The organism is Bartonella sp. SL317, from assembly GCF_059687655.1.
The window spans coordinates 948,436-972,008 of sequence record NZ_CM185144.1; the positions used below are offsets into that span (position 1 = coordinate 948,436).

At 37.9% G+C, this 23,573-nt stretch carries 12 protein-coding genes, 1 tRNA gene and 1 pseudogene; 7 read left to right on the forward strand and 7 right to left on the reverse strand.

The window, feature by feature from the left end; genetic code table 11:
* Positions 1-16: 16 nt before the first annotated feature.
* Positions 17-1,207 carry a DNA recombination protein RmuC gene (locus AC6ER9_RS04360; RefSeq protein ID WP_497075274.1) on the forward strand — a complete coding sequence of 397 codons (1,191 nt, stop codon included), beginning with the start codon at positions 17-19 and terminating at the stop codon, positions 1,205-1,207.
* Positions 1,208-1,321: 114 nt separating this feature from the next.
* Positions 1,322-1,909, forward strand: coding sequence for a transglycosylase SLT domain-containing protein (locus AC6ER9_RS04365; RefSeq protein ID WP_497075155.1), 588 nt, complete (start codon positions 1,322-1,324; stop codon positions 1,907-1,909).
* Positions 1,910-2,712: 803 nt separating this feature from the next.
* Here the strand turns inward: AC6ER9_RS04365 and AC6ER9_RS04370 are convergent.
* Positions 2,713-2,788 (reverse strand) — tRNA-Ala (locus AC6ER9_RS04370).
* Positions 2,789-2,902: 114 nt separating this feature from the next.
* Positions 2,903-3,286, reverse strand: coding sequence for a TIGR02300 family protein (locus AC6ER9_RS04375; protein ID WP_497075156.1), 384 nt, complete (start codon positions 3,284-3,286; stop codon positions 2,903-2,905).
* A 186-nt stretch (positions 3,287-3,472) separates the two neighbouring features.
* On the opposite strand from AC6ER9_RS04375, the gene aroA reads away from it, so the two are divergent.
* The 5 genes from aroA (at position 3,473) to pncB (ending at position 17,518) form a co-directional block, all read left to right on the forward strand.
* Positions 3,473-4,801: a 3-phosphoshikimate 1-carboxyvinyltransferase gene (aroA, locus tag AC6ER9_RS04380; protein WP_497075157.1), complete on the forward strand. Its 1,329-nt coding sequence runs from the start codon at positions 3,473-3,475 to the stop codon at positions 4,799-4,801.
* Positions 4,798-5,445 (forward strand): (d)CMP kinase, encoded by a 648-nt coding sequence (gene cmk / locus AC6ER9_RS04385; protein WP_497075158.1) that lies wholly within the window; start codon positions 4,798-4,800, stop codon positions 5,443-5,445. Before aroA ends, cmk begins: the two co-directional genes overlap by 4 nt.
* Before the next feature lie 132 nt (positions 5,446-5,577).
* A complete protein-coding gene (rpsA, locus tag AC6ER9_RS04390; protein WP_497075159.1) occupies positions 5,578-7,278 on the forward strand; it encodes a 30S ribosomal protein S1 in 1,701 nt (566 codons plus the stop codon).
* 235 nt (positions 7,279-7,513) lie between these two features.
* Positions 7,514-16,084 carry a glycoside hydrolase family 94 protein gene (locus AC6ER9_RS04395; RefSeq protein WP_497075160.1) on the forward strand — a complete coding sequence of 2,857 codons (8,571 nt, stop codon included), beginning with the start codon at positions 7,514-7,516 and terminating at the stop codon, positions 16,082-16,084.
* Between the two features lie 129 nt (positions 16,085-16,213).
* Entirely contained in the window at positions 16,214-17,518 is a 1,305-nt protein-coding gene (pncB, locus tag AC6ER9_RS04400) for a nicotinate phosphoribosyltransferase (RefSeq protein ID WP_497075161.1), read from the forward strand.
* A gap of 1,284 nt (positions 17,519-18,802) precedes the next feature.
* On the opposite strand, the pseudogene AC6ER9_RS04405 reads toward pncB, so the two are convergent.
* The 5 genes and pseudogenes from AC6ER9_RS04405 to AC6ER9_RS04425 form a co-directional block, all read right to left on the reverse strand.
* Positions 18,803-19,188: pseudogene (locus AC6ER9_RS04405) on the reverse strand (YbaN family protein).
* A gap of 404 nt (positions 19,189-19,592) precedes the next feature.
* Complete coding sequence (locus AC6ER9_RS04410; protein WP_497075162.1) at positions 19,593-20,498, reverse strand: metal ABC transporter permease; 906 nt, start codon at positions 20,496-20,498, stop codon at positions 19,593-19,595.
* Positions 20,495-21,361, reverse strand: coding sequence for a metal ABC transporter permease (locus tag AC6ER9_RS04415; RefSeq protein WP_497075163.1), 867 nt, complete (start codon positions 21,359-21,361; stop codon positions 20,495-20,497). The genes AC6ER9_RS04410 and AC6ER9_RS04415 overlap by 4 nt, the downstream gene beginning before the upstream one ends.
* The gene (locus AC6ER9_RS04420) at positions 21,358-22,188 is read right to left on the reverse strand and encodes a manganese/iron ABC transporter ATP-binding protein (RefSeq protein ID WP_497075164.1); all 831 of its coding nucleotides are present in this window, start codon (positions 22,186-22,188) and stop codon (positions 21,358-21,360) included. Before AC6ER9_RS04420 ends, AC6ER9_RS04415 begins: the two co-directional genes overlap by 4 nt.
* Positions 22,185-23,093 carry a metal ABC transporter substrate-binding protein gene (locus AC6ER9_RS04425; protein ID WP_497075165.1) on the reverse strand — a complete coding sequence of 303 codons (909 nt, stop codon included), beginning with the start codon at positions 23,091-23,093 and terminating at the stop codon, positions 22,185-22,187. Before AC6ER9_RS04425 ends, AC6ER9_RS04420 begins: the two co-directional genes overlap by 4 nt.
* Between the last annotated feature and the right edge of the window lie 480 nt (positions 23,094-23,573).

Below are 23,573 nucleotides of genomic sequence, written 5' to 3' on the forward strand. Positions count from 1 at the left end.
CGTTATATTAATGTTTATGTTTGATTCGTTTTTTTCCATATTCGCAGATGAGTCTTTTTCTAAACTAATGCTTTTGCTTTTATTGATACTCGTCTGTTTGGCATTTTTTATGCTGATATATTCTCATCGAAAAAAAGCGCTTTTGGAAAATGAGATTGCTGAACGCGCACGTGAAGCACAAATGCAGATGGCTACTTTGCTGAAAACACAAGCTGAAATGCAAGGCCGAATGCAAACGATGGCAGAAATTTTTGGTCAAAGACAGGCTGAATTGAATAAATCACTCAGTGAGCAACTCAATGGCATGACAACAAGCTTGGGGCAGACACTTCAGGTACAGACAAAATCCACTTATGAAAATTTGAATCGTTTGCAAGAGCGTTTAGCCGTCATTGATGCAGCGCAAAATAATATTCAGTCTCTGACCGGACAGGTTGTGCAGCTGCAATCCATTTTAAGCAATAAGCAGACCCGTGGTACTTTTGGTCAAGGGCGGATGGAAGCCATTATTGCTGATGCTTTACCAGCAAATGCTTATGCTTTTCAAGCTGTTCTTTCCAACGGAAAGCGTCCAGATTGTCTCATTCATATGCCCAATAAATCCCCTTCTCTTGTTATTGATGCTAAATTCCCTCTAGAAGCTTGGAATGCGCTGCGTAAAGCAGTATCAGAGCAAGAACGTCAAGAGGCAGAACGTCAGTTTCGCACCGATATGGATGTTCATATCCGTGATATTGCGCAAAAATATCTCATTCCTGGAGAAACCCATGATACCGCTTTTCTTTTTGTACCGTCGGAATCGATTTTTGCAACAATTTATGAAGATTTTGAGCCATTGGTACAAAAAGCCAATAGAGCTCATGTGATTATTGTTTCTCCGTCTTTGTTAATGCTTTCTGTCCAAGTTGTGCAAACCATTATGAAAGATGCGCGGATGCGTGAACAAGCACATTTGATACAGTCAGAAGTGGCAAAATTAATGGAAGATTTTGGACGAATGGATACACGTGTTCGCGCACTACAGAAGCATTTTCACAAAGCAGGGGAAGATATAGAAGGAATTTTAATATCATCCTCCAAAATTATGAAACGGGCAAATCGTATTGAAACTTTTGAATTAAAAGAAAATTACTCCGAACCAACAAAAATGACAACATCGGCTCAATCGGTTCAGTCGCAAACATTGCGTTTTGTTGACGAGGAATAAAGTAAAGCAAGCCTCTTCAAGATAAGAAGTTAAGATCATATTCTTTATTGATTAGTAATAATTTTTTACTATCTCTAGTTTATTTTATTTCTTAAATTGAGAGGAATAGGAAATATGCGACACCTTTTGTTTTTAGGGGCATTGGTGTTTTTTCTAGGGGGCTGTGCGACAACCACTCCGATCCATACAAACAATGCTTGTGCTATTTTAGCACAAAAAAATGGTTTTTTTGATAATTGGGGTAAGGCATCTAAAAAAGCAGAAATGCGCTATGGTATTCCTATGCCGATTATTCTTGCAACCATTAATATAGAATCAGGATTTCGTCATAATGCACGTCCTCCACGCAAAAAACTACTTGGTTTTATTCCATGGAAACGCCGGTCGACAGCTTATGGTTATTCTCAAGCGCTTGACAGTACATGGGCACTGTATCTTCGCTCTACAGGAAAGTCTTTTGCACGGCGTACAAATTTTGCAGATGCTGCTGACTTTATTGCTTGGTATCATCGCCAAAGTGTTCAACGCAATAGGGTGAGGTTTGATGATGCTTATAACCTTTATTTAAATTATCATATGGGGCATGGCGCTTATGCGCGGAGTGGTGGGCATGTTACTGCTACGCTTTCACAGGCTGCACAGCGCATGGTAAGGATATCAAGGCTCTATGAACAACAATTAAAGAGATGTGGATGGCGTTAGAGAAGATTTTTAAAAATCTTAATCAAGGAATTAATAAGATACCATTATCTGAAAGTAAAATTTCTTATGGTGTAATTAAGACAATATCGTTTTTCTGGTTACTGAAGCAAATAAATTGTTATTAAATAAAATAAATGCAAATGACAAAAAAGCTTTTGCAATACGCAATGTATCGCAAGATACTCTTGGTATTTTTTCCTTTTGTTCAAAGAAGTTATATTGATGCAAAATATTTACAATAGAAACGATCTTCTATTTAATATTATCATTGAGTACTGGGTTAAATACCAGAGATTGTTTAATAAAAATTTTGATAATATTATTTTATTCGGATTAAATTGAAGAGTCTCAAATGCCGTAGAGTTTTGTCATTTCATATTTCTTGATATTAAATCAATAAGAACCATTCGCTTGCACATAACAAGCGCAATTGGCATGTGAGAAAAATTGTGAAAGAAAGGATTCCCAATATTTCTTATGAGTTATCTCAAATCTTAAGAGCTATCCCATAAGTGGTCGCCAATATAATGGTGGGCCTGTCCTAGATCTCAATTTCGCTTGTGATGGGCCAGAAAACATATTGAAGGGACTCAATGATGTAAGGGCTTATGATGAGAGGAATTCACTCTATTTCTGAGTTTTTATTGAATATATAGATAATGTAATCATGAAAAATCAATATGTTATTTCGTCGTTAACATATCTCATAAATGAGCAGGTAACCTCTATTTAAAGGAGGCACTTTTAAAATTGATTGCACCTATTACCTGCTATAATTTTTTTGATAGAAAAGCTGGTCCTTTTGGTGGAGCTAAGCGGGATCGAACCGCTGACCTCTTGCATGCCATGCAAGCGCTCTCCCAGCTGAGCTATAGCCCCTATAAAAATCTTCCCCAAAAAGACAGTACACAACTTCGGCTCTTGTAAAACGAGAAAAATTGAAGATCAAGAAGAATTTTTATTCCAGAGAAAAGATGCTTTCTTTTACTTCTCTTAAGAGTCGTCATCATTAGAAACACCGCCTCCGAGAATATCGGTAACGTCATCACCCTCATCGTCATCATCGTGAGATAAAAATGTATCATCATCATCATCACCCAGATCGACATCACTGTCTTCTAAATCAGGAAGATCATCATCTTTAGAATCGTCATCATCTTCTTCAAGAAGCATAAAAGCAGACTTTTCAAGTGCTGTATCAAGCTCTTCAGTATCCACTTCTTCTTCATTGTTTGCTTCAGCTGCTGCAACCTCAAAGTAAGAGCGCGGATAAGAAATCCCTGTATAAGGCGACACAATAGGGTCGCGATTTAGATCGTAAAATTTTTTTCCTGTTTCTGGATCAACACGTTTCGTTCCAAGTTCTTGTTTTGCCATAAACCGTGCCTCTTTGATTAACTCTATTCCATTAAAAGATAAATTTCATGGTGCTTAATCGAAAAATAATGCCTTTGTCAAAGATAAATATACTGTTCCACAGTGATTTTCTCATGACGCTCTTTAAAGCATGTGCTAAAGGATGCATAATTTCATAAAAGTTAGATAGAATTAAATAGAATTTTCATGCAAAAAGCAATCCCTATAACTGCCTATAAATCGAGTCGTCTCTCTGGAAAGATTCAAATACCAGGAGATAAATCAATCTCTCATCGCTCTCTTATACTGGGAGGATTAGCAAGTGGTGAAACATATATCCACGGATTACTTGAAAGTGCTGATGTACTCAATACAGCTGCTGCTATGCAAGCTATGGGCGCCTATATAATTAAGAAAGATGACTTCTGGATCATACGAGGAACAGGAAATGGTTGCCTCTTATCCGCCCAAAAACCTTTAGACTTTGGAAACGCTGGAACAGGTGCTCGCCTGATTATGGGAATGGTTGGTCCCTATCATATGAAAACAACTTTTATTGGTGATGCTTCTCTCTCTAAGCGTCCTATGGGACGTATCCTCGACCCACTGCGTCTCATGGGGGTTGAAATTGAGGCAACTGACGGCAATCATCTTCCTTTAACACTTTATGGTCCCAAAATGGCTCATCCGATTCGCTACCGTGTTCCAATGGCTTCCTCCCAAGTTAAATCGGCCGTTCTACTTGCTGGGCTCAATACTGCCGGCATTACAACAGTTATTGAACCGGTTCTCACACGCGATCATACGGAAAAAATGTTAAAAGCATTCGGTGCTAAACTTGAAATAGAAAGAGATAAAGAAGGTTCGCGTTTGATTCATCTTCATGGTCAACCCCATCTTACTGGACAAACGATCCATATTCCGGGTGATCCTTCTTCTGCTGCTTTTCCAATTATCGCAGCTCTTCTTGTAGAAGATTCTGATATCACCATTGAAAATGTTTTGATAAACAATTCTCGAATAGGACTTATCGAAACATTGTGGGAAATGGGTGCTCAAATTGAATTTTTGAATCAACGTCAAACAGGTGGAGAGGATGTTGCTGATCTACGGATAAAATCATCGATCCTTAAAGGTGTTAGAGTGCCTAAAGAACGTGCTCCATCGATGATTGATGAATATCCTGCTTTGGCAGTTGCGGCTGCTTTTGCAGAAGGCAAAACAGTAATGCTAGGAATTGAAGAATTGCGCGTTAAAGAATCAGATCGACTGTCTGCTGTCGCTCAAGGATTAAAAATTAATGGTGTAGACTGTGAAGAAGGTCAAGATTTTCTTGTTGTTTATGGAAAAGGTTCTGCCAAAAATTTGGGGGGAGGAAAGGTTTCCACACATCTTGATCATCGAATTGCTATGTGCTTTCTCACCTTTGGGCTTGCATCAGAAAAACCTGTTACCATTGATGATAAACGAATGATTGCGACGAGTTTTCCAGAATTTATTCCTTTTATAAAACAACTTGGGGGAAAAATTTCTTGAAGCCTTTTGTTATTGCCATTGATGGACCTGCTGCTTCAGGCAAGGGGACCTTAGCACGAAAAATTGCTGCTCATTATCATCTTCATCATCTCGATACAGGGCTGACATATCGTGGTGTTGCGCATGCGCTTTTACAACAAAATTTAGCGCTTAATGATGAAAAAAATGCCATTATTTATGCTAAAGAACTTAATTTTAATACCTTAAATTCTGCTCTTCTCTCTTCTCATGAACTTGGTGAAGCGGCTTCAAAGATAGCGATTAACCCCGCTATACGTAAAATTCTTATCGAAAAACAACGTAATTTTGCCAAAACTTTACCTGGAAGTGTGCTGGATGGGCGGGATATTGGCACGGTCGTTTGTCCTGATGCCGATATAAAATTTTATGTTCTAGCGAATGTTCAAACACGTGCCAAACGTCGCTACCAAGAAATTTTAAAAAAAGGAGAGCAAGCAAATTATCATGAAATTCTTAGCGATCTTGAACAACGAGACCGTCGGGATATAACGCGCAAACAAAACCCGCTAACACCAGCAAAAAACGCCCACTTGCTTGATACGTCAGAATTGAGTATAGAAGCAACATTTGCAATTGCATGTAGTTTTATTGATCCAATCATAAAAAGGCATATAATTGGATAAATTCGTTAAGGTAACTTCCGGCCTAGCGCTAACTTTTTCCTTTATTCAAGGGAAAAGGCTGAGAAGCTGCTTATGTTAACACTAACCTAGCGCTCATACCTTCATAATACAAGGTATATATTAGGAGTTCTTATGTCACAATACAATCCCACAACAGCGGATTTTGAAGCTCTTTTAACAGAATCTTTTCAAACCAATGATCTCAATGAAGGATCTGTTGTTAAAGGTCGTGTTATTGCAATCGAAAAAGACATGGCCATTATTGATGCTGGACTTAAAGTCGAAGGTCGTATTCCTCTCAAAGAATTTGGAGCTAAAGCAAAAGATGGTTCTTTGCAAGTTGGCGATGAAGTTGAAGTTTACATTGAACGCATTGAAAATGCGATGGGTGAAGCTGTTTTATCGCGTGAGAAAGCACGGCGTGAAGAAAGTTGGGTCCGTCTAGAGGAAAAATTCAATGCTGGTGCACGCGTTGAGGGCGTTATCTTTAGCCAAGTAAAGGGTGGTTTTACGGTTGATCTTGATGGGGCTGTTGCTTTCTTGCCGCGCAGCCAAGTTGATATTCGTCCTATTCGTGATGTTTCACCTCTCATGCATAATGCACAGTCCTTTGAAATTTTGAAGATGGATCGTCGTCGTGGCAATATTGTTGTCTCACGCCGTACTGTTTTAGAAGAAAGTCGTGCCGAGCAACGTTCAGAAATCGTACAAAATCTTGAAGAAAACCAAATTGTTGAAGGTGTGGTAAAAAATATTACAGATTATGGTGCCTTTGTTGATCTTGGTGGGATTGATGGTCTCTTACACGTTACAGATATGGCATGGCGGCGTGTTAATCACCCATCTGAAGTGCTTACAATTGGTCAAACGATTAAAGTTCAGATTATTCGCATCAATCAAGATACGCACCGTATTTCTCTTGGAATGAAACAGCTTGAAAGTGATCCTTGGGAAAGCATCAGTGTTCGGTATCCGATTGGTAAAAAAATCAAGGGTGCTGTTACCAACATTACGGATTACGGTGGGTTTGTTGAAATTGAACCAGGAATCGAAGGATTGATCCATGTTTCTGAAATGAGTTGGACAAAGAAAAATGTTCACCCTGGAAAGATTCTTTCCACATCACAAGAAGTAGAAGTGGTCGTTCTTGAGATTGATCCTTCTAAACGGCGTATTTCTCTTGGCTTAAAGCAAACATTTGAAAATCCATGGGAAGCTTTTGCCAATAAATTTCCTGTCAATTCACAAATTGAAGGAGAGGTTAAAAATAAAACAGAATTTGGTCTGTTTATTGGGCTTGAAGGTGATGTTGATGGTATGGTCCATCTGTCTGATCTGGATTGGAACCGTCCTGGCGAACAAGTTATTGATACTTACAACAAAGGTGATATCGTTAAAGCGGTGGTCCTTGATGTTGACATTGAAAAAGAGCGTATCTCTCTTGGAATTAAGCAGCTTTCTAGCGATAAAGTTGGAGAGGCAGCCGCTTCTGGTGAACTGCGAAAAGGTGCTGTTGTAACGTGTGAAGTGATTGCTGTTAACGACAATGACATTGATGTGAAGTTGATTGATCATAACCTTGAAACAACCATTCGTCGTGCGGATCTCGCGCGTGATCGTGATGAACAACGTCCTGAGCGTTTCGCAATTGGACAAAAGGTTGATGCGCGCATCACAGCATTTGATAAAAAAACACGTAAAATTTCAGTATCAATCAAAGCGTTAGAAATTGCAGAGGAAAAAGAAGCTGTTGCACAATATGGTTCTACAGATTCAGGTGCTTCTCTTGGCGATATTCTAGGGGCAGCTTTGAAAAAACAAGAACAAGATTAATCATCAATCATTAAAGTTATTGGTGTTATTAAGGTCACTCCTAAAAGGAGTGACCTTTTTATTTTCTAAAAAAATTATCTACTTAATATTTCATCAAAAATTATAAATGATTGCAAATAAAAACAAAAAATTTATTTTTTTGTTTATCAACGGTTCACTATTCAGATAAAATGCTTACAATTAAAATAAAAAACATAAATAAAAAAACAATATAACTGAATAAAAATGGGACATTATGGCGTGCACAATACCTTTCATAAAGTATTTTTTTTCTCAAAAAAAAGAAAAAGATCATTTTATTAATACAGATTTTCCTCTTCGTGCAATTTATAAAGTACAGGAGGATCTTTATAATTTAGGGAATGATATAGCTTCTGGTAAAGAAATTTTACTTCCTGAATATGAAGGAGTCGAAGATTTTCGCAAGAGATTGAATGAAAATTCTAAACTGATACTTCATGCTTTTCATACCAGTGATTTGGCTGCTCGAAACGATGAAACGATAGCACCCTCTGCTCAATGGCTTATTGATAATCATTACACTATTGATAAAACAATACAACTGTTACGCCGTAATCTCCCCAAGTCCTTTATAAAGCAACTTCCTCTTTCTACAGAAAAAGCAGGAATACCACGCATTTTTGCTTTAACTTGGCTTTATATTGCACATACCGATAGTCATTTCTCACAAGAAACACTCACGGCTGTGATTAATGGATTTCAAGAAGTTTCCCCGCTTACAATTGGTGAACTTTGGGCACTTCCTTCTGTCATAAAAATGCTGCTCATTGAAAATGTGCGTCGTCTCTCCGTGCGTATCGAAAAAGCGCGGCATATGCGCCATCTTGCTAGCCAAGTAGCGGATAAAATTTCTCTTGTAGACAATGAAACAAGTCTAAACTCTCTTTTTACGCGGTATAAATCCTTCATTGCTGATCCAACTTTTTCAGCGCATTTATTCTATCGCCTGCGTAGTGCATCTGTTGATTCAACTGTAGCCTTAACTTGGCTTGAAAAACAATTGGAAAGCCAAGGCAGTAACTTAGAAAGTGCAACGGCTGATGAACATACCCGACAAGCAGCAGATGGCGTAACCATGGGCAATATTATCCGTGCTCTTAAAGCGATAGATGATGTTGATTGGACAGTATGGTTTGAAACAGTAAGTTGTGTTGATGCTATTTTGCGTAAAAATAGTGATTTTTCTGAAATTGACTTTCATTCACGCAGTATCTATCGACAAGTTATTGAAAAAATTGCACGTTTTTCGCCTCTTAACGAGCTAGAAATTGCTCATAAAGTCGTAGAAATGGCAAGCTCCACTTCTGAAGATACATCTCATTGTTCCTATGTGGGTTGGTATCTTGTCGATGATGGTCGAGATGCCTTTGAAAGAGCTTGTGGATATAATCCACCTTTTTTCATAAAATGGGCACGTGCTTCTTATTGCTTAAAACTGAGAGTCATCGCCGTTCCTGTCTCTTTTCTGACACTTGCTCTTTTGCTTGCAATTTACACCCTTTTACAAATATCTGGTATGACCCGATGGGGATCGTTTTTCTTTACTGTATTAGCGCTTTTTCCTGCTATGGATGCAGCTTTTTCCTTCTTTAATACGGTTGTTTCATGGTTTGTTCCATCAAGACAACTTATTGGTTATGAATATAAAAAAGGTATTCCAAAATATGCACGGACAATGGTTGTTGTCCCTACTTTGATAACATCACGCGATGATATTGATGAGCAAGTGCGCAATCTTGAAGTGCACTATCTTTCCAATCCTAAAGGCGCTATTCATTTTGCACTCATTACAGATTGGGTGGACTCTTCCTTGAGAGAAACACAAGATGATCTTGATTTATTGCATTATGCGCGAAGAAGCATTGATAAACTCAATAGTCGTTATCATCGTAATGAACTTCCTCTTTTTTTCCTTTTACATCGCCAGCGCCTTTATAATGAAAGTGAAAAATGTTGGATGGGATGGGAACGAAAGCGGGGAAAACTTCATGAACTCAATCGGCTGTTAAGAGGTGATAAAAATACAAGCTTTTATCCTCCTGATCCACATCTTCCTATGGATTGCCGTTTTGTTATGACACTGGATTGTGACACACGTCTTACCCCTCAGAGTGTCACAAAACTTGTTGGAAAGCTTAATCATCCACTCAATCATCCTATTTTTGACCCGCAAAGTGGAAAGGTTGTAAAAGGGTATAGTGTTTTGCAACCACGTATTATTCCCTCTCTGACAACTGGGAAAAAAACATCAATTTTCCAACGGGTTTTTTCTACAAACCGTGGCATTGATCCTTATGTTTTTACTGTTTCTGATACTTATCAAGATCTTTTAGGAGAAGGCAGCTTTATTGGTAAAGGTCTTTATAATATTGATGCATTTGAACAAGCACTTGATGGTAAAATTAAAGAAAATACGGTTCTCAGTCATGATCTTTTAGAAGGCGGTTATGCCCGTACGGCTCTTGTAAGTAGCATAGAAGTTATTGAAGATTATCCAACAGCTTATCATATTGATGTTATGCGTTATCATCGTTGGATTCGCGGTGATTGGCAGCTTTTGCCTTATCTTTTTTTTCCTCGTCAAATAAGCTCTGTGACGCGTTGGAAAATGCAGGATAATTTGCGTCGTTCTCTCACGCCATTGATGTGGTTAACCGCAGCATTTGCAGGATGGACTTTTTTGCCATTAAAGAGTGCAATCGTCTGGCAAATATTCTTGTTGCTTAGCGCCTTCATTGCACCCATTTTATGTGTATTAAAAATGTTTGTCTCATCCAATATAGATTATTCTTTGCGCGGAAATTTTCAATTAATTTGGAACAAAACTACTCTTACAAGCGCTGATATATTTCTTAAAACAACATTTTTGGCTCATTCGGCATATTTTATGACCGATGCGATTATTCGTACACTCTACCGTATGATGATTTCAAAACAGCACCTTCTTGAATGGAAGACCTCTGCTGCAACAAAATCAGTCCCTAATCGTTTAAGTTTTTATATCCTTATAATGGCGCCAGCATCGCTTATTGGTGCTCTTGCCATAGCGCTCCCTCTTTTTTCTGATAGTTTTGCAAGCTTTATTGCTTTACCTTTTGGGATAGCATGGTTTTTTTCACCCTTCATTGCTTGGGCCGTGAGTCAACCTTTAACATTTCAAGATAGTCTTGATCTTTCTTCAAAAGATGAAAAAAAACTCCGTTCTATTGCACGGCGGACATGGCTTTATTATGAAATCTTTGTCAATGAACAAAACAACTATTTGCCTCCCGATAATTTTCAAGAAGATCCTGAACCTCTTGTTGCGCAACGTACGTCTCCTACCAATATTGGGCTTTATCTCCTTTCTGTTATTGCTGCGCGTGATTTTGGCTGGATTGGTTTTGAAGAGACTATCACCCGTATTGAATGTACATTACGCTCTCTTGCAAAAATGGAAAAGTTCCGTGGCCATCTTTATAATTGGTATGAAACGAATACACTGAGACCTCTTTTGCCGACTTATGTCTCAACTGTTGATTCAGGAAATCTTGCTGGTCATTTGGTAACACTCTCTTCTGCTTTAAGTGAATGGACTGAAAAACCGGCTCTTCTTTTTAAAAGTGACCGAGAAGGCTTAGCGGATGTCCATGCTATTCTTGAAGAAACTTTCCAAGAGATTGCAAATGATCGACCCGATTTACACCCTTTACGCCAAAGAATCGAAGAAAATATCACTCGCTTTCATCATTCTGTTCGTACTTTTATAGAACAAGAAAATACTTCCTCTTCTTATATCACGGATCTTTTACGTGCAGCCCATGATATTATGCACTTAGTTGATGAACTTGATCAAAAAATTCAAACAATAGAATCTACACGTGCACTTTCTTGGGCTAAATGCCTTATCGATACCTGCAATGCTCATTATCGTGATGCGACTACTCATTATGATACTGAAAAATTATGCAAAAAGCTAAACAGATTGGCTATAGCGGCACGAAAAATAGCCTTTGATATGAAATTTGATTTCTTAGAACAGCCTAAACGGCACCTTTTATCTATTGGATATCGTGTGCAAGAAAACAAACTCGATGAAAATTGTTATGATCTACTTGCTTCAGAGGCACGTCTTGCAAGCTTTTTTGCCATTGCAAAAGGAGATATAAAACTTAAACATTGGTTTCATCTTGGTCGACTCCTCGTCCCCATAGGTTGGAAAGGTGCGCTCCTATCATGGTCTGGTTCCATGTTTGAGTATCTTATGCCATCGCTTGTGATGCATGAACCTTTAGGATCTCTTCTAGATCAAACCAATCGATTGATTATTCGTTGTCAAATACAATATGCCCATACACGGGAATTGCCATGGGGTATTTCAGAGGCTGCATTTAACACGCGTGATCATTTAATGAATTACCAATACGCTCATTTTGGTGTTCCAAGCCTCGGACTCCAACGTGGTCTCTCACGCAATGCTGTCATTGCTCCTTATGCAAGTTTTCTAGCGGCACAATATGCACCTGCTTGCGCTGTAAACAATTTAAAACGACTTCGTAATCTTGGAGCTTTAGGAACTTATGGTTATTATGACTCTGTTGATTTTACTCCTTCACGCTTGAAGACAGGGGAAAAATACGCTGTTGTACGCAATTATTATGCGCATCATCATGGCATGTCTATCCTTGCTCTTAACAATGTTATTTTTCAAGGGCGAATGCGAGATCGTTTTCACCGTGATCCTGTTGTTGAAGCAACGCAATTGCTCTTACAGGAAAGAGCACCTCATCTTATTCCTATGATCCACACCAAAGCGATTAATCGCATGCGTAATAAGTATCAAACATTGGATGACGCCCCTTTGCGCATTATTACAAATCCGTTGCTCAAACCACGGGCAACGTTACTTTTGTCTCATGGCTTTTATTCTACCATGTTGACCGCAAATGGCTCTGGTTACAGCCGTTGGCATGATTATGCGATTACGCGTTTTATGCCTGATGCAACAGAAGATCAACAAGGCACTTTATTCTTCCTACGCAATATACATAGTGGACGGTGGTGGTCTGTGACCAGTGAACCAACACGCGTTATTGAAGAAGAGGCTGTCAGCATTTTTACGGATGAAAAAGCTGAATATAGGAAAATAGTTGATGGTATCAAATCAACACTTGAATGTCTTATTACATCTGAAGGGAGTGGTGAAGGGAGACGTATTCAACTGATGAATACAACAAATAAAGACTGTCTTATTGAAATTACTTCGTATGGTGAATTAGCACTTGCAACAATGGATATGGATAGTGCGCATCCTGTTTTTTCACGGATGTTTATAGAGACGGAAATTGCTGATGAAGGAAAAACAATTTTTGCCAAAAGGCGCAAGCGCTCACCGAATGACCCTGAAATCTATGTTGCTCATTTTGTCTCCAGTACAACAGATATTCTCCAAGAGACAGAAGCTGAAACGGATCGCTCGTTATTTATTGGGCGCGGGCGCTCCATTCGTCGGCCTGCTGCATTTGATAAAAATGCTCGGTTCAGTAACAGTCAGGGTTGCGTTCTTGATCCTATTATGTCATTGCGATGCCGTGTAAAAATCCCAGCTCATGGAAAAGCTGAACTTGTTTTTTGGACTTTTGCGGCTCATGCAAAAGAAACACTTCATAATCATATGAAACATTATCGGCAATCTGATATATTTCAAAAAGAACTTTCAATGGCATGGACACGCTCACAAGTCGCACTATACCAAAGCGGAACTCAGCTTAAAGAAGCCATTGTCTATCAAAAATATGCAACGCCGCTTATCTATCTTGATCGAACATGGCGTCTTCCTTCTGAAATATTAGCAAAAACGCTTGGAAAACAGTCTGATCTTTGGCCTATGTCCATTTCAGGAGACAATCCAATCTGTCTTCTTAGATTAAATAACGAGGGAAATATAACGGTATTGCGTGAGCTCCTTAAAGCACATGAATATTGGCGTATGCGGGGACTCATCGTTGATTTGGTCATTCTCAATGAACAAACATTTTCTTACATACAAAATACGCAACGTGTTCTTGAGTGGGTCTGTGAATCTTATCGACATCATATGCAAGAAACAGATGAACGCCAACATATTTTCACGCTTCGACGTGATCACATCAGTGAGCAGAGCTTTAGAACGCTTCTTGCAGCAGCGCGCATCGTTCTTGATGCACAAAATGGCTCTTTGTCTGAACAGCTTAAACGACTTGATGAGAGTGATTTTGATTTCACAATCCGTAAAAATTACCAAGAATCGTATGATCAATTAGACTCGCCAAAATATAACGAAGAAAGGCGGGTTACAACACAAACTGAACAAAATCTTTTTGCTTCTATTGGTCTTGTTAGCCACCAAAAACCATCCTCTTTCCACACAAATGGAGAAGATCTAAAATATTGGAATGGTTACGGTGGTTTTAATCAACATAATCATTATGTCATACGTCTTCATGGACGTACCACCACACCCCATCCGTGGATTAATGTTATTGCTAACAAAAGCTTTGGTTTTCATGTCTCTGCTGAAGGTGCACTTTTTACTTGGGCTCACAATAGCCGCGATTATCAATTAACGCCTTGGGCCAATGATCCGACGTCTAACCGGCCAGGTGAAGCACTTTATCTGGTTGATCGCCAGTCTTTAGAACGTTTCTCACCCATTTCTGCTGTAGAATGTGATGAAAATGTGATCTATGAGGCTTGTCATGGTTTTGGATTTTCAACTTTTAAATCGACACATTCAAAACTCGCATTAGAACTAACACATACACTTGACCTAGAGAAACCTATTCGCTTTTCACGTCTTATCCTTAAAAATGAAGGAGAAAAACCACGTAGTTTACGCCTTTATAATTATGTTGAATGGGTTTTGGGAAATATCCGTACAAAATATGCCCCCTTTATTGTTTCCTCTTATGAAGCCAGATGGGGTGCACATTTTATTCAAAATCCCTATCACATTGATAAGTCTCAACAAGTTACATTTTTATCCGCATCCGAAATGCCTACAAGTACCACAACCAATCGCGCTGAATTTATTGGTACAACGGGAACCGTAACCCATCCAAATGCGATCTGTAAAGCTGGTGCTCTTTCGAATATGGTTGAATCAGGATGTGATCCTTGTTCCGCATTCGCCTATGATATTGATCTTCAACCAGGGCAAACAAAAGAAATTATCTTCTATCTTGGCAGCGCTGAAAATAGGCAAGAAGCTGAAAAATTGCTCAATCAAGTACGTGTAAAAGATTTTGAAACTTTGCTTACACAACAAGAACAATATTGGAGTCATTTTGTTTCCCCACTCCAAGTAAAAACACCTGATCCCTCCTTTGATATCATGGTCAATCATTGGCTTCCTTATCAAGTCTATGCATGCCGAATCATGGCACGTGCAGGATTTTATCAAGCCAGTGGTGCATTTGGCTTTCGCGATCAGTTACAAGATAGTTTGTCTTTACTATTGCTGGAACCACAATTGACACGTGAACAATTGTTAAATGCCTCTGCACATCAATTTCTTGAAGGTGATGTACAACATTGGTGGTTGCCTGATACGCAGGCTGGCATTCGCACACGCATTTCTGACGATATCGTTTGGTTGGCATATGCAACAGCTCTTTATGTCAATACTACAGGCGATGATGCCTTTCTTGATACACTCATTCCTTTTATTGAAGGAGATATTCTCAAAAGTGGACAACAGGATGCTTATTTTCAACCCACTCAATCTTCAAAGGTTGCAACAATCTATGAACATTGTGCTTTAGCTTTAGATCTTGCCATTAAACGCTGCGGTCCCCATGGACTTCCGCTTATTTTAGGTGGTGATTGGAATGATGGCATGAATTTGGTAGGGAGCCAAGGAAAAGGAGAAAGCACGTGGTTGGGATGGTTTCTTGGGAGCACACTACAAGAATTCATTCCTTTAGCTCAAAAACGGAGTGATAATACCCGTGTTGAAATATGGAGTGCCTACTTTGAACGTTTGAAAAAATCTCTAGAAAAAAATGCTTGGGATGGCGCTTGGTATCGACGTGGTTATTTTGATGATGGGACGCCTCTAGGCTCTCAAACCAATGATGAATGCCAAATTGATACTATTGCTCAATCTTGGGCTGTCATTTCAAAAATGGCACCACTGGAGCGTCAAAAACAGGCTATGACCTCAATGTTTGAACATCTATATGATGAAAAAGGGAAACTTCTCCGTCTTTTTTGGCCTCCTTTTGATAAAACAATGCTCGAACCTGGTTATATAAAAGGTTATCCTCCAGGCATTCGAGAAAATGGTGGGCAATACACCCATGGTGCTATTTGGAGCATTTTAGCGCTTGCTGGAATGGGTGAAAGCGATAAAGCGTATGCTTTATTTTCTATGATTAACCCCATTATCCATGGGCAAAATCCTGAAACCTATCGTGTTGAACCTTATGTGATGGCTGCAGATATTTATGCCGTTGAACCACACCGTGGTCAAGGCGGTTGGACATGGTATACAGGCTCAGCAGGGTGGTTTTATCGTGCGGCAACACAAGCTATTCTCGGCATACAGCGTCAGGGAGATCTATTGTTTTTACAGCCAAATTTACCCTCTCTTTGGCCAAAATATGAAGCAGAAATGAAGTTTTATGATGCCGTTTATTCCATTAAAGTCAAATGGGGATCTGAAAATATGCTTCACGTTAATGGCAAAAAATATACCGAAGTTCATACAGGGATAAAGTTACAAAAAACAGGTCAGCATGAAATTATATGTATTGTTAAATCTTAAAGATGAAAAAAGAGAGTATATTTTGTATTATTGACCAAAACTGTAGAGTTGTTATAAGCCTTGCACCGCCTATATTGACTGTGTTGGTGCATAATATTTTAGATTTTATGAAACTGAAAGAAAACGATTATGAATCATCCGGATATTGCTAAACGTGTTTACGATCATACTTGGAAACTTGATCCCATTATTCGTTCACTTCTTGATACGGATTTTTATAAGCTTCTTATGGTACAGATGATTTGGGGGCTTTATCCCACGGTCAACGTTACTTTTTCTCTTATAAATCGCTCTAAAACAATACGTCTTGCCGATGATATTGATGAGGGTGAATTGCGTGCTCAACTTGACCATGCCCTTAGTTTACGTTTTACAAAAAAAGAAATGATCTGGCTTGCTGGTAATACATTTTATGGACGCAAACAAATTTTTGAACCAGATTTTCTTCAGTGGCTTGAGAACTTTCAACTTCCAGAATATGAACTAACCCGTAAAGATGGCCAATATATTCTTCATTTTCATGGTCCGTGGGCTTATAGCTCTATGTGGGAAATTCCAGCTCTTGCTATTATCAGTGAGTTACGTTCACGTGCTGCTATGAAAAAATTAGATCGTTTTGCTCTTGATGTACTTTATGCGCGGGCTAAAGCAAAAATGTGGAGTAAAGTTGAACGCCTTAAAAAATTGCCTGATATTAAAATATCTGACTTTGGTACAAGACGCCGCCATTCTTTTTTATGGCAGCGCTGGTGTGTGGAAGCATTAAAAGAAGGTATTGGCCATTCTTTTACGGGAACTTCGAATGTCCTTCTTGCCATGGATACAGATTTAGAAGCTCTTGGAACCAATGCCCACGAATTACCTATGGTTATTGCTGCTCTTAGTAACAACGATGATGAATTACGCAGAGCTCCGTATCAAGTTTTGCAAGACTGGAACCGTTATTATGGTGGAAATCTTCTGATTGTTTTACCTGATGCTTTTGGTACGGAAACATTTTTATGTGATGCTCCAGATTGGGTCGCAGATTGGACGGGCTTTAGACCAGATAGTGCACCTCCTATTGAAGGTGGAGAACGTATTATTCAGTGGTGGAAAGAAAAAGGGAAAGATCCACGCGAAAAACTCTTAATTTTTTCTGATGCACTTGATGTCGATACAATTGAAAAAACTTATCATCATTTTCATGGGAAAGTGCGCATGAGTTTTGGATGGGGTACTGATCTTACCAATGACTTTACAGGCTGTGCTCCTCAAGAAATCGCAACCCTTGATGCTCTTTCTCTTGTTTGTAAGGTGACCCATGCCAATGGTCGGCCAGCTGTAAAACTTTCAGATAATCCTGAAAAAACGATCGGTGATTCAAAAGAATTACAACGTTATCTTAATTTTTTTGGTAATAAAAAGCGCGTTGCTAGACCTATAAAGATGTAGTTTCCGGTTCTGTAAACCGATAATTAACGCGTCATATTGTTTTATAAGGTTAAACTTTTTTCTATCCTAAAGACGAGGATTCTTAACCCTTGAAGGTCTCGTCAATAGTTTGACTTCAGTAGATTTTTCTTAGCTTCCCATACATGCCGTTTACTTAAAACTAAGGCTCGATAAGAAAAACTTAAAAATACGGCACGATGCACTTAAAAGATTTCACGTGCTGAGGAGGTTTAACGAAAGAAGCTTACATGCTTTATATCATTGTTATAGATAAAAGTATTTTACGGTATAACAGGATACTATTATTTTTCATATTGAGTGAGGATTACCGTCAATTTTATCTCATTTTTAATCTATTTTTAGATCAAGCACAATCATCTCTTTGCATGCTACGACAAGTGGAATAGTTCGTGTGGATAAAAACTATAAAACAGCTCTTATTAATGCTCTAAAAGGCTATTGCAATATTCGCAATGGGTAAGGCAACCTTTGAGCATGACAAATAGCATAGTGAAAATCGGATCGCATCTGACAAAGGAAGGGTAGTGGTGATCAAATAGATTTTACAGGACATTTAATATTATACTCTAGAGCCCTCACGAAATGAGCATAAAGCATTAAGAAATGTTTTGTGTAAAATAAGCGTGTAAATAACACGATAGGCATTAGTTTTTTTTATTTTATGTGAAAGACACGATTCATAAAAGCAGAGAATGTGATCATATTTTCTTTTGAATAAGTTTTATGCGAAGTCAAAAAATTCATTTATGCGCATATCAGTGCAAGAATACGTGAATATATAAAGCTATTTGAACGCAATTCTGTTGTTTCTCATGGCTTATCCTTAAACTAAAAGTTAGGAGAACATGGATCTACTATAACAGATTGGCTTCTTAAGCGTATAAGTATAAAACGATAAGGTTAATAAGCTTTATATGATGTTCTCATCAAGAGATATGAAAACAAACGAAATGTCTTGTTAAAAAACGTAATGATTTTTCCATAGAAATGTCTATAGAGATTTGTATGAGCATGCTTTACAAAAAAATAAAGCTCCTTCGTGAAGGTGAAGAAGCTTTTTATGAATTTTAAGGGGTTTGTGCATAATTTGCTTTGCTCATAAAAATTATTGCACAAACATACAATTAATCAATTTCTCTTAAAAAGCTTGTTATTTCATATGCGTTTTGGATGTCGAAAGGTTATATCTAAAACTTCAAGGAAAAATAGTTTTCACAAATAAGTTAAAGCTAAAAAGAGCATCTCATAAAGCCTTTTTTCTCATTATGAAGATGGACGCGTTACAATATAAAGAGCAATTAACAGTAATATAACGGCAATGAGTAAAGAAATCCACAAAGGAGGATATACCATTACGAAAAAGGATAAAAAACCTCCCGTCATACTTATCACTGCAAAAACTTTAATAAATGGGGAGATAGCTCTTTTTCTTCCCATCGTTTAAGCGGAGGACCAAAAATACGATGATTATTCAACCACTGATGAAAACGTGGGGAAGAACGCGTAAAACACCATGAGGCGACCAATAGAAAAGGTACAGTCGGCATAATAGGGAGTATCACACCGATAATACCTAATATAACCATTATCCAACCTGCTATAGAATAGCAGATGCGCAAAGGATGTGATATTTTGAAATATTTCTTCATTCTCTTGTATTATTTTCTTCCACGCAAAACATCACACAAGAATGTTGCATCTATTTTTTTTGCTGTTCATATGTTTGAGCGCACAAACATTCTCTCCATCTTCATGGGTAAGCATCTTTGCTGTTATAAGTTCCTTAAGGATATTAAATAGCTTCGCAATATGATAATTATTTTATGACTGCAAGAAATAAAAAGAGCTTCTAGAAAAGAAAAAAATAAAAAGGCTGCAGAATAAATCAATGCAGCCTCTTAATTAAGAATGCAGTGTTGGGGGGGAGAATATGCACTGCATTCACCTGCTAGACATTAGGAGGAAAAATAACCTAGCACCTCGAAACTTAATTAAAATAAGCATGAGAAACAATATATAAAAATGCATGGCTGATATGCATTAATTTAAATCTTCAAGTTCCTTGAGCTGTGTTTTGACGAAAGAGAATTGCCATGAAAATTGCCATGAAAATTAACGTTAAGATCAACACAATTGTGGAAGCAGAATCAGAACCGATAAATAAGCTGAGATAAATTCCTAAAAAACCAGAAACAGCTGCAACAAATATAGCGATCATCAACATGAAAGAAAATCGTTTTGTGATAAGATAAGCAATTGCTCCTGGAGCTATTAATAAAGAAATAACGAGAACAATACCAACCGCTTTCAAAGCGGCAACAATTGTCAGAGAAATCATAGTTAAAAGAGTATAGTGGAGCAATGATATTCGCAGTCCCATGGCACGGCCTTGAACGGAATCAAAAATATACAGCATAAAATCGCGCCATTTTGCTCCTAGAATAAAAGTAACAATGGCAGAAATGATCGCCGTCTGCGTAATATCAAGCCAGTTAACACCCAATAGGTTACCGAATAGAATATGATTTAAATCTAAGCTGCTATAGATAGATGTTGCTAAAACAAGCCCTAAACCAAACATCGATGAAAAAACAACGCCCATCACTGTATCTTGTTTGATACGACTATTGCTGCCCAAAAAACCTGTTGTCAGTGCACAAACCATACCGGCAACAAAAGCACCGCAAGTAATCAAAGTCATTGTAATATTCTCTGGACGTATATGTTGGAACCAAGCAAAGGGTAAAGAAGTTAAAAATGCTATCACCCATGGTGTTGTCATATAACCAACAACAACACCTGGAAAAACAGCATGGGAAATGGCATCGCCTAACAGTGCCCATCCTTTCAAAATAAGAAAACAGGAAAGCATTGCCATTGGAATAGAAAGGATTGTAACAATAAGCATGCCTTTCAGCATAAAAGAAAACTGAAAAGGAAGTAGTAATTGATCAATCATGATAACATCACACCTTTTTTGGCTGCATTTATCCGTAAACGCGCAGCAATATATCCGTGTTTAGGAGCAAAAATAAAAGCTAATATAAATAGAAATGCTTGAAAAAGCACAACAACACCACCTGTTTGCGCATTTAAAAAATAACTCACATAAACACCTAATACGCTTGTGAATGTTCCAATTATAACTGCAATAATCAAAATATTTACGAAACGATCACTTAAAAGATAAGCTGTTGCTCCAGGTGTCACAACCAAACAAATGACCAAAAATGCTCCGACTGTTTGCATAGCAGCAACAGTACAAGCAGCAAGCAATGTGAAAAAGAGAATCTTTAAAAACTTTACATTCAACCCAATGGCACGGGCATGTGTTTCGTCAAATAAAGAAACGAGAAGATCTTTCCATTTCAAAAGCAGTATAAATAAAGACAAAAAACCAATAAAAGCTAATTGTATAATATCTGATGAACTAACCGCTAAAATATTTCCTAAAACAATCGTATCAATATTAACAGCCATCGGTTTTAATGATTTAAGAAATAATCCAAAAGCAAAAAAGGAAGAAAAAATGAGACCAATAATGGTATCTTCTTTCAGTTTTGTCCGATGATTAAAAAAAAGCATTGCTGCTGCTGCAAGACCACCAGAAAAAAAAGCACCAAGTGAAAAAGGTAATCCTAAAAGATAAGCTCCTGCGACACCAGGAACAATTGAATGGGAAAGCGCATCACCAATCAATGACCAACCTTTTAACATCAAAAAAGCCGAAAGAAAGGCACAAACACACCCAACTAATCCAGAAACCCACATTGCATTCACCATATATTGATAGCTCAGTGGCTCAAGCAACCAAGAAATCATGCAACGTGCTCCACTCTTTCAACATTCTCACGAACTGTAGACTGCTTTCTCCCCATGAAAGCATCATTTTTTTTGGTGCCTTGAAGATTAAAAAGATGGTGGTGCAAAGCCCCTCCAAAAGTTTTCTCCAGATTTTCCTTTGTAAAGATTTTTTCTGTTAACCCAGAAGCTAATACGGTTCCTTTTATTAAAACTGTATGATCACAAAACTCTGGAACAGAGCCTAAATTGTGGGTAGAGACCAAGATGACTGCTCCTTCTTTACGAAGCTCTTGTAACAAAGCAATAATTTTATCTTCTGTTGTAACATCAACCCCTGTAAACGGTTCGTCTAATAAAATAGCTTTTGCTTTCTGTGCCAGAGCACGTGCTAGAAAGACACGTTTTTTCTGGCCACCAGAAAGTTCTCCAATTTGGCGCTTGGCAAAAGACAACATATCAACCCGTTCCAAGGCAACACGAACGGCTTCATAATCTTGTGTACGGGCATAGCGAAAGAAATTCATATGACCGTATCGTCCCATCAAGACAACATCTTCAACCAGAACAGGAAAATTCCAATCAACATCTTCACTTTGAGGAACATAAGCAATAAGGTTTTTTTTCAAAGCCATATCAACGGGCAAATCAAACATGCGAATTTTTCCCTTGGAGGGACGTACAAAACCCATAATAGCTTTAAATAACGTTGATTTACCGGATCCATTCACACCAACCAATGCCGTAATAGACCCTGTTGGGCTTTCAAAATTTACTTCGCGTAAAGCTGTATGTCCATTACGATAAGTTACTGTTACTCCTTCGGCAAATATTCCAGATTTTGTCATTGGCTTTTTACTCCCTCTAATAAGGCTTTGCTAATACGTCCACTCGTGACACGTAATAAATCAATATAAGTGGGGACCTCACCATTTTTCTCACTGAGAGAATCAACATAGAGAACACCTCCGTATTTGGCTCCTGTTTCTCTTGCGACTTGTTTTGCAGGTGCTGGAGAAATTGTGCTTTCAGAAAAAATAACGTGAATATTATGTTTGCGAACCATATCAATAACATGCTTAACCTGCTGTGGTGTTCCTTGCTGGTCAGCATTAATGGGCCATAAATAGAGTTCTTTCAGATCAAAATCATGTGCTAAATAGCTGAAGGCACCTTCACTGGTCACAAGCCAACGCTTCTCTTGAGGCACGGCTTGCAATTCCGACCTAATTGGATCAATCGTTGCACGAATCTTCTTTTTATAAATTTCAGCATTTTCTTTATAAATAGCAGCATGCTCAGGATCATATTTTACAAAAGCATCACGTATATTATCAACATAAATTAAAGCAGCAGTTGGTGACATCCATGCATGAGGATTTGGCTTACCGCTAAATGGGCCTTCACCAATTGTAATGGGTACAACGCCTTTTGAAACAACAACACTTGGAACATCCTTGATGTTTTGAAAAAACTTTTCAAACCAAAGCTCTAACTCTAATCCATTCCACAACACAAGGTTAGCGCCTTGCGCACGCATAAGATCACGAGGGGTAGGTTGATATTCGTGAATCTCAGCTCCTGGTTTTGTAATCGATTCAACATCAGCAGCATCACCTGCTACATTTCGTGCCATATCAGCAATGATGGTGAATGTTGTAACAGCTTTAAATTTACCAGCACATACCGCTAAATTGGGAGTGAAAAAAATAAAACTACCCAGAATTAGAGTAAAAATCTTTTTTATATTCATTAATTTTCTCTTCATATTGCGAATGATTTGCATTATCACTCAGCAATAACAGTTATCTTTTGCATTTGCAATGAAGGATTTTTACAAAAATTAACTTTTCAAGCCTTTTAAAAACAATTCTTTCTCGCTTTAAAAATTCACTTTGAAAAAATGAATGATTTTAAAGAGAAGGCTGTTTTGCACAGCATTATATAAAAAGCTGAGATATCTTTCTCACTCGTTTCTGAAAAACTTATATTTTATGGTACTTTTATGTCTCATAAAACCTATGTTTTTTTATTGCTGATTAATCAACATCTCATTCCAATGATAACACATTAATTTATAAGAAAATTTGTCTTTTTATTGAGTTAATACTCTGAATATCGTAGGATTTTTTTATTTTAAATCCTCTTATTATAAATCAATGGAATGTCGTAAAATTCTCTTTTAAAAGAATTCGATAGACTTCAAGATTAAAAAAAATAAAGGGCATTTTGC

Bases quoted from the DNA above. Each gene is read 5' to 3' on its own strand.
- AC6ER9_RS04420 (WP_497075164.1), bottom strand. From the start codon at position 22,188: ATGACAAAATCTGGAATATTTGCCGAAGGAGTAACAGTAACTTATCGT.
- AC6ER9_RS04375 (WP_497075156.1), bottom strand. From the start codon at position 3,286: ATGGCAAAACAAGAACTTGGAACGAAACGTGTTGATCCAGAAACAGGA.
- pncB (WP_497075161.1), top strand. From the start codon at position 16,214: ATGAATCATCCGGATATTGCTAAACGTGTTTACGATCATACTTGGAAA.
- AC6ER9_RS04415 (WP_497075163.1), bottom strand. From the start codon at position 21,361: ATGATTTCTTGGTTGCTTGAGCCACTGAGCTATCAATATATGGTGAAT.
- AC6ER9_RS04365 (WP_497075155.1), top strand. From the start codon at position 1,322: ATGCGACACCTTTTGTTTTTAGGGGCATTGGTGTTTTTTCTAGGGGGC.
- AC6ER9_RS04425 (WP_497075165.1), bottom strand. From the start codon at position 23,093: ATGAATATAAAAAAGATTTTTACTCTAATTCTGGGTAGTTTTATTTTT.
- AC6ER9_RS04395 (WP_497075160.1), top strand. From the start codon at position 7,514: ATGGCGTGCACAATACCTTTCATAAAGTATTTTTTTTCTCAAAAAAAA.
- rpsA (WP_497075159.1), top strand. From the start codon at position 5,578: ATGTCACAATACAATCCCACAACAGCGGATTTTGAAGCTCTTTTAACA.
- aroA (WP_497075157.1), top strand. From the start codon at position 3,473: ATGCAAAAAGCAATCCCTATAACTGCCTATAAATCGAGTCGTCTCTCT.
- AC6ER9_RS04410 (WP_497075162.1), bottom strand. From the start codon at position 20,498: ATGATTGATCAATTACTACTTCCTTTTCAGTTTTCTTTTATGCTGAAA.
- AC6ER9_RS04360 (WP_497075274.1), top strand. From the start codon at position 17: ATGTTTGATTCGTTTTTTTCCATATTCGCAGATGAGTCTTTTTCTAAA.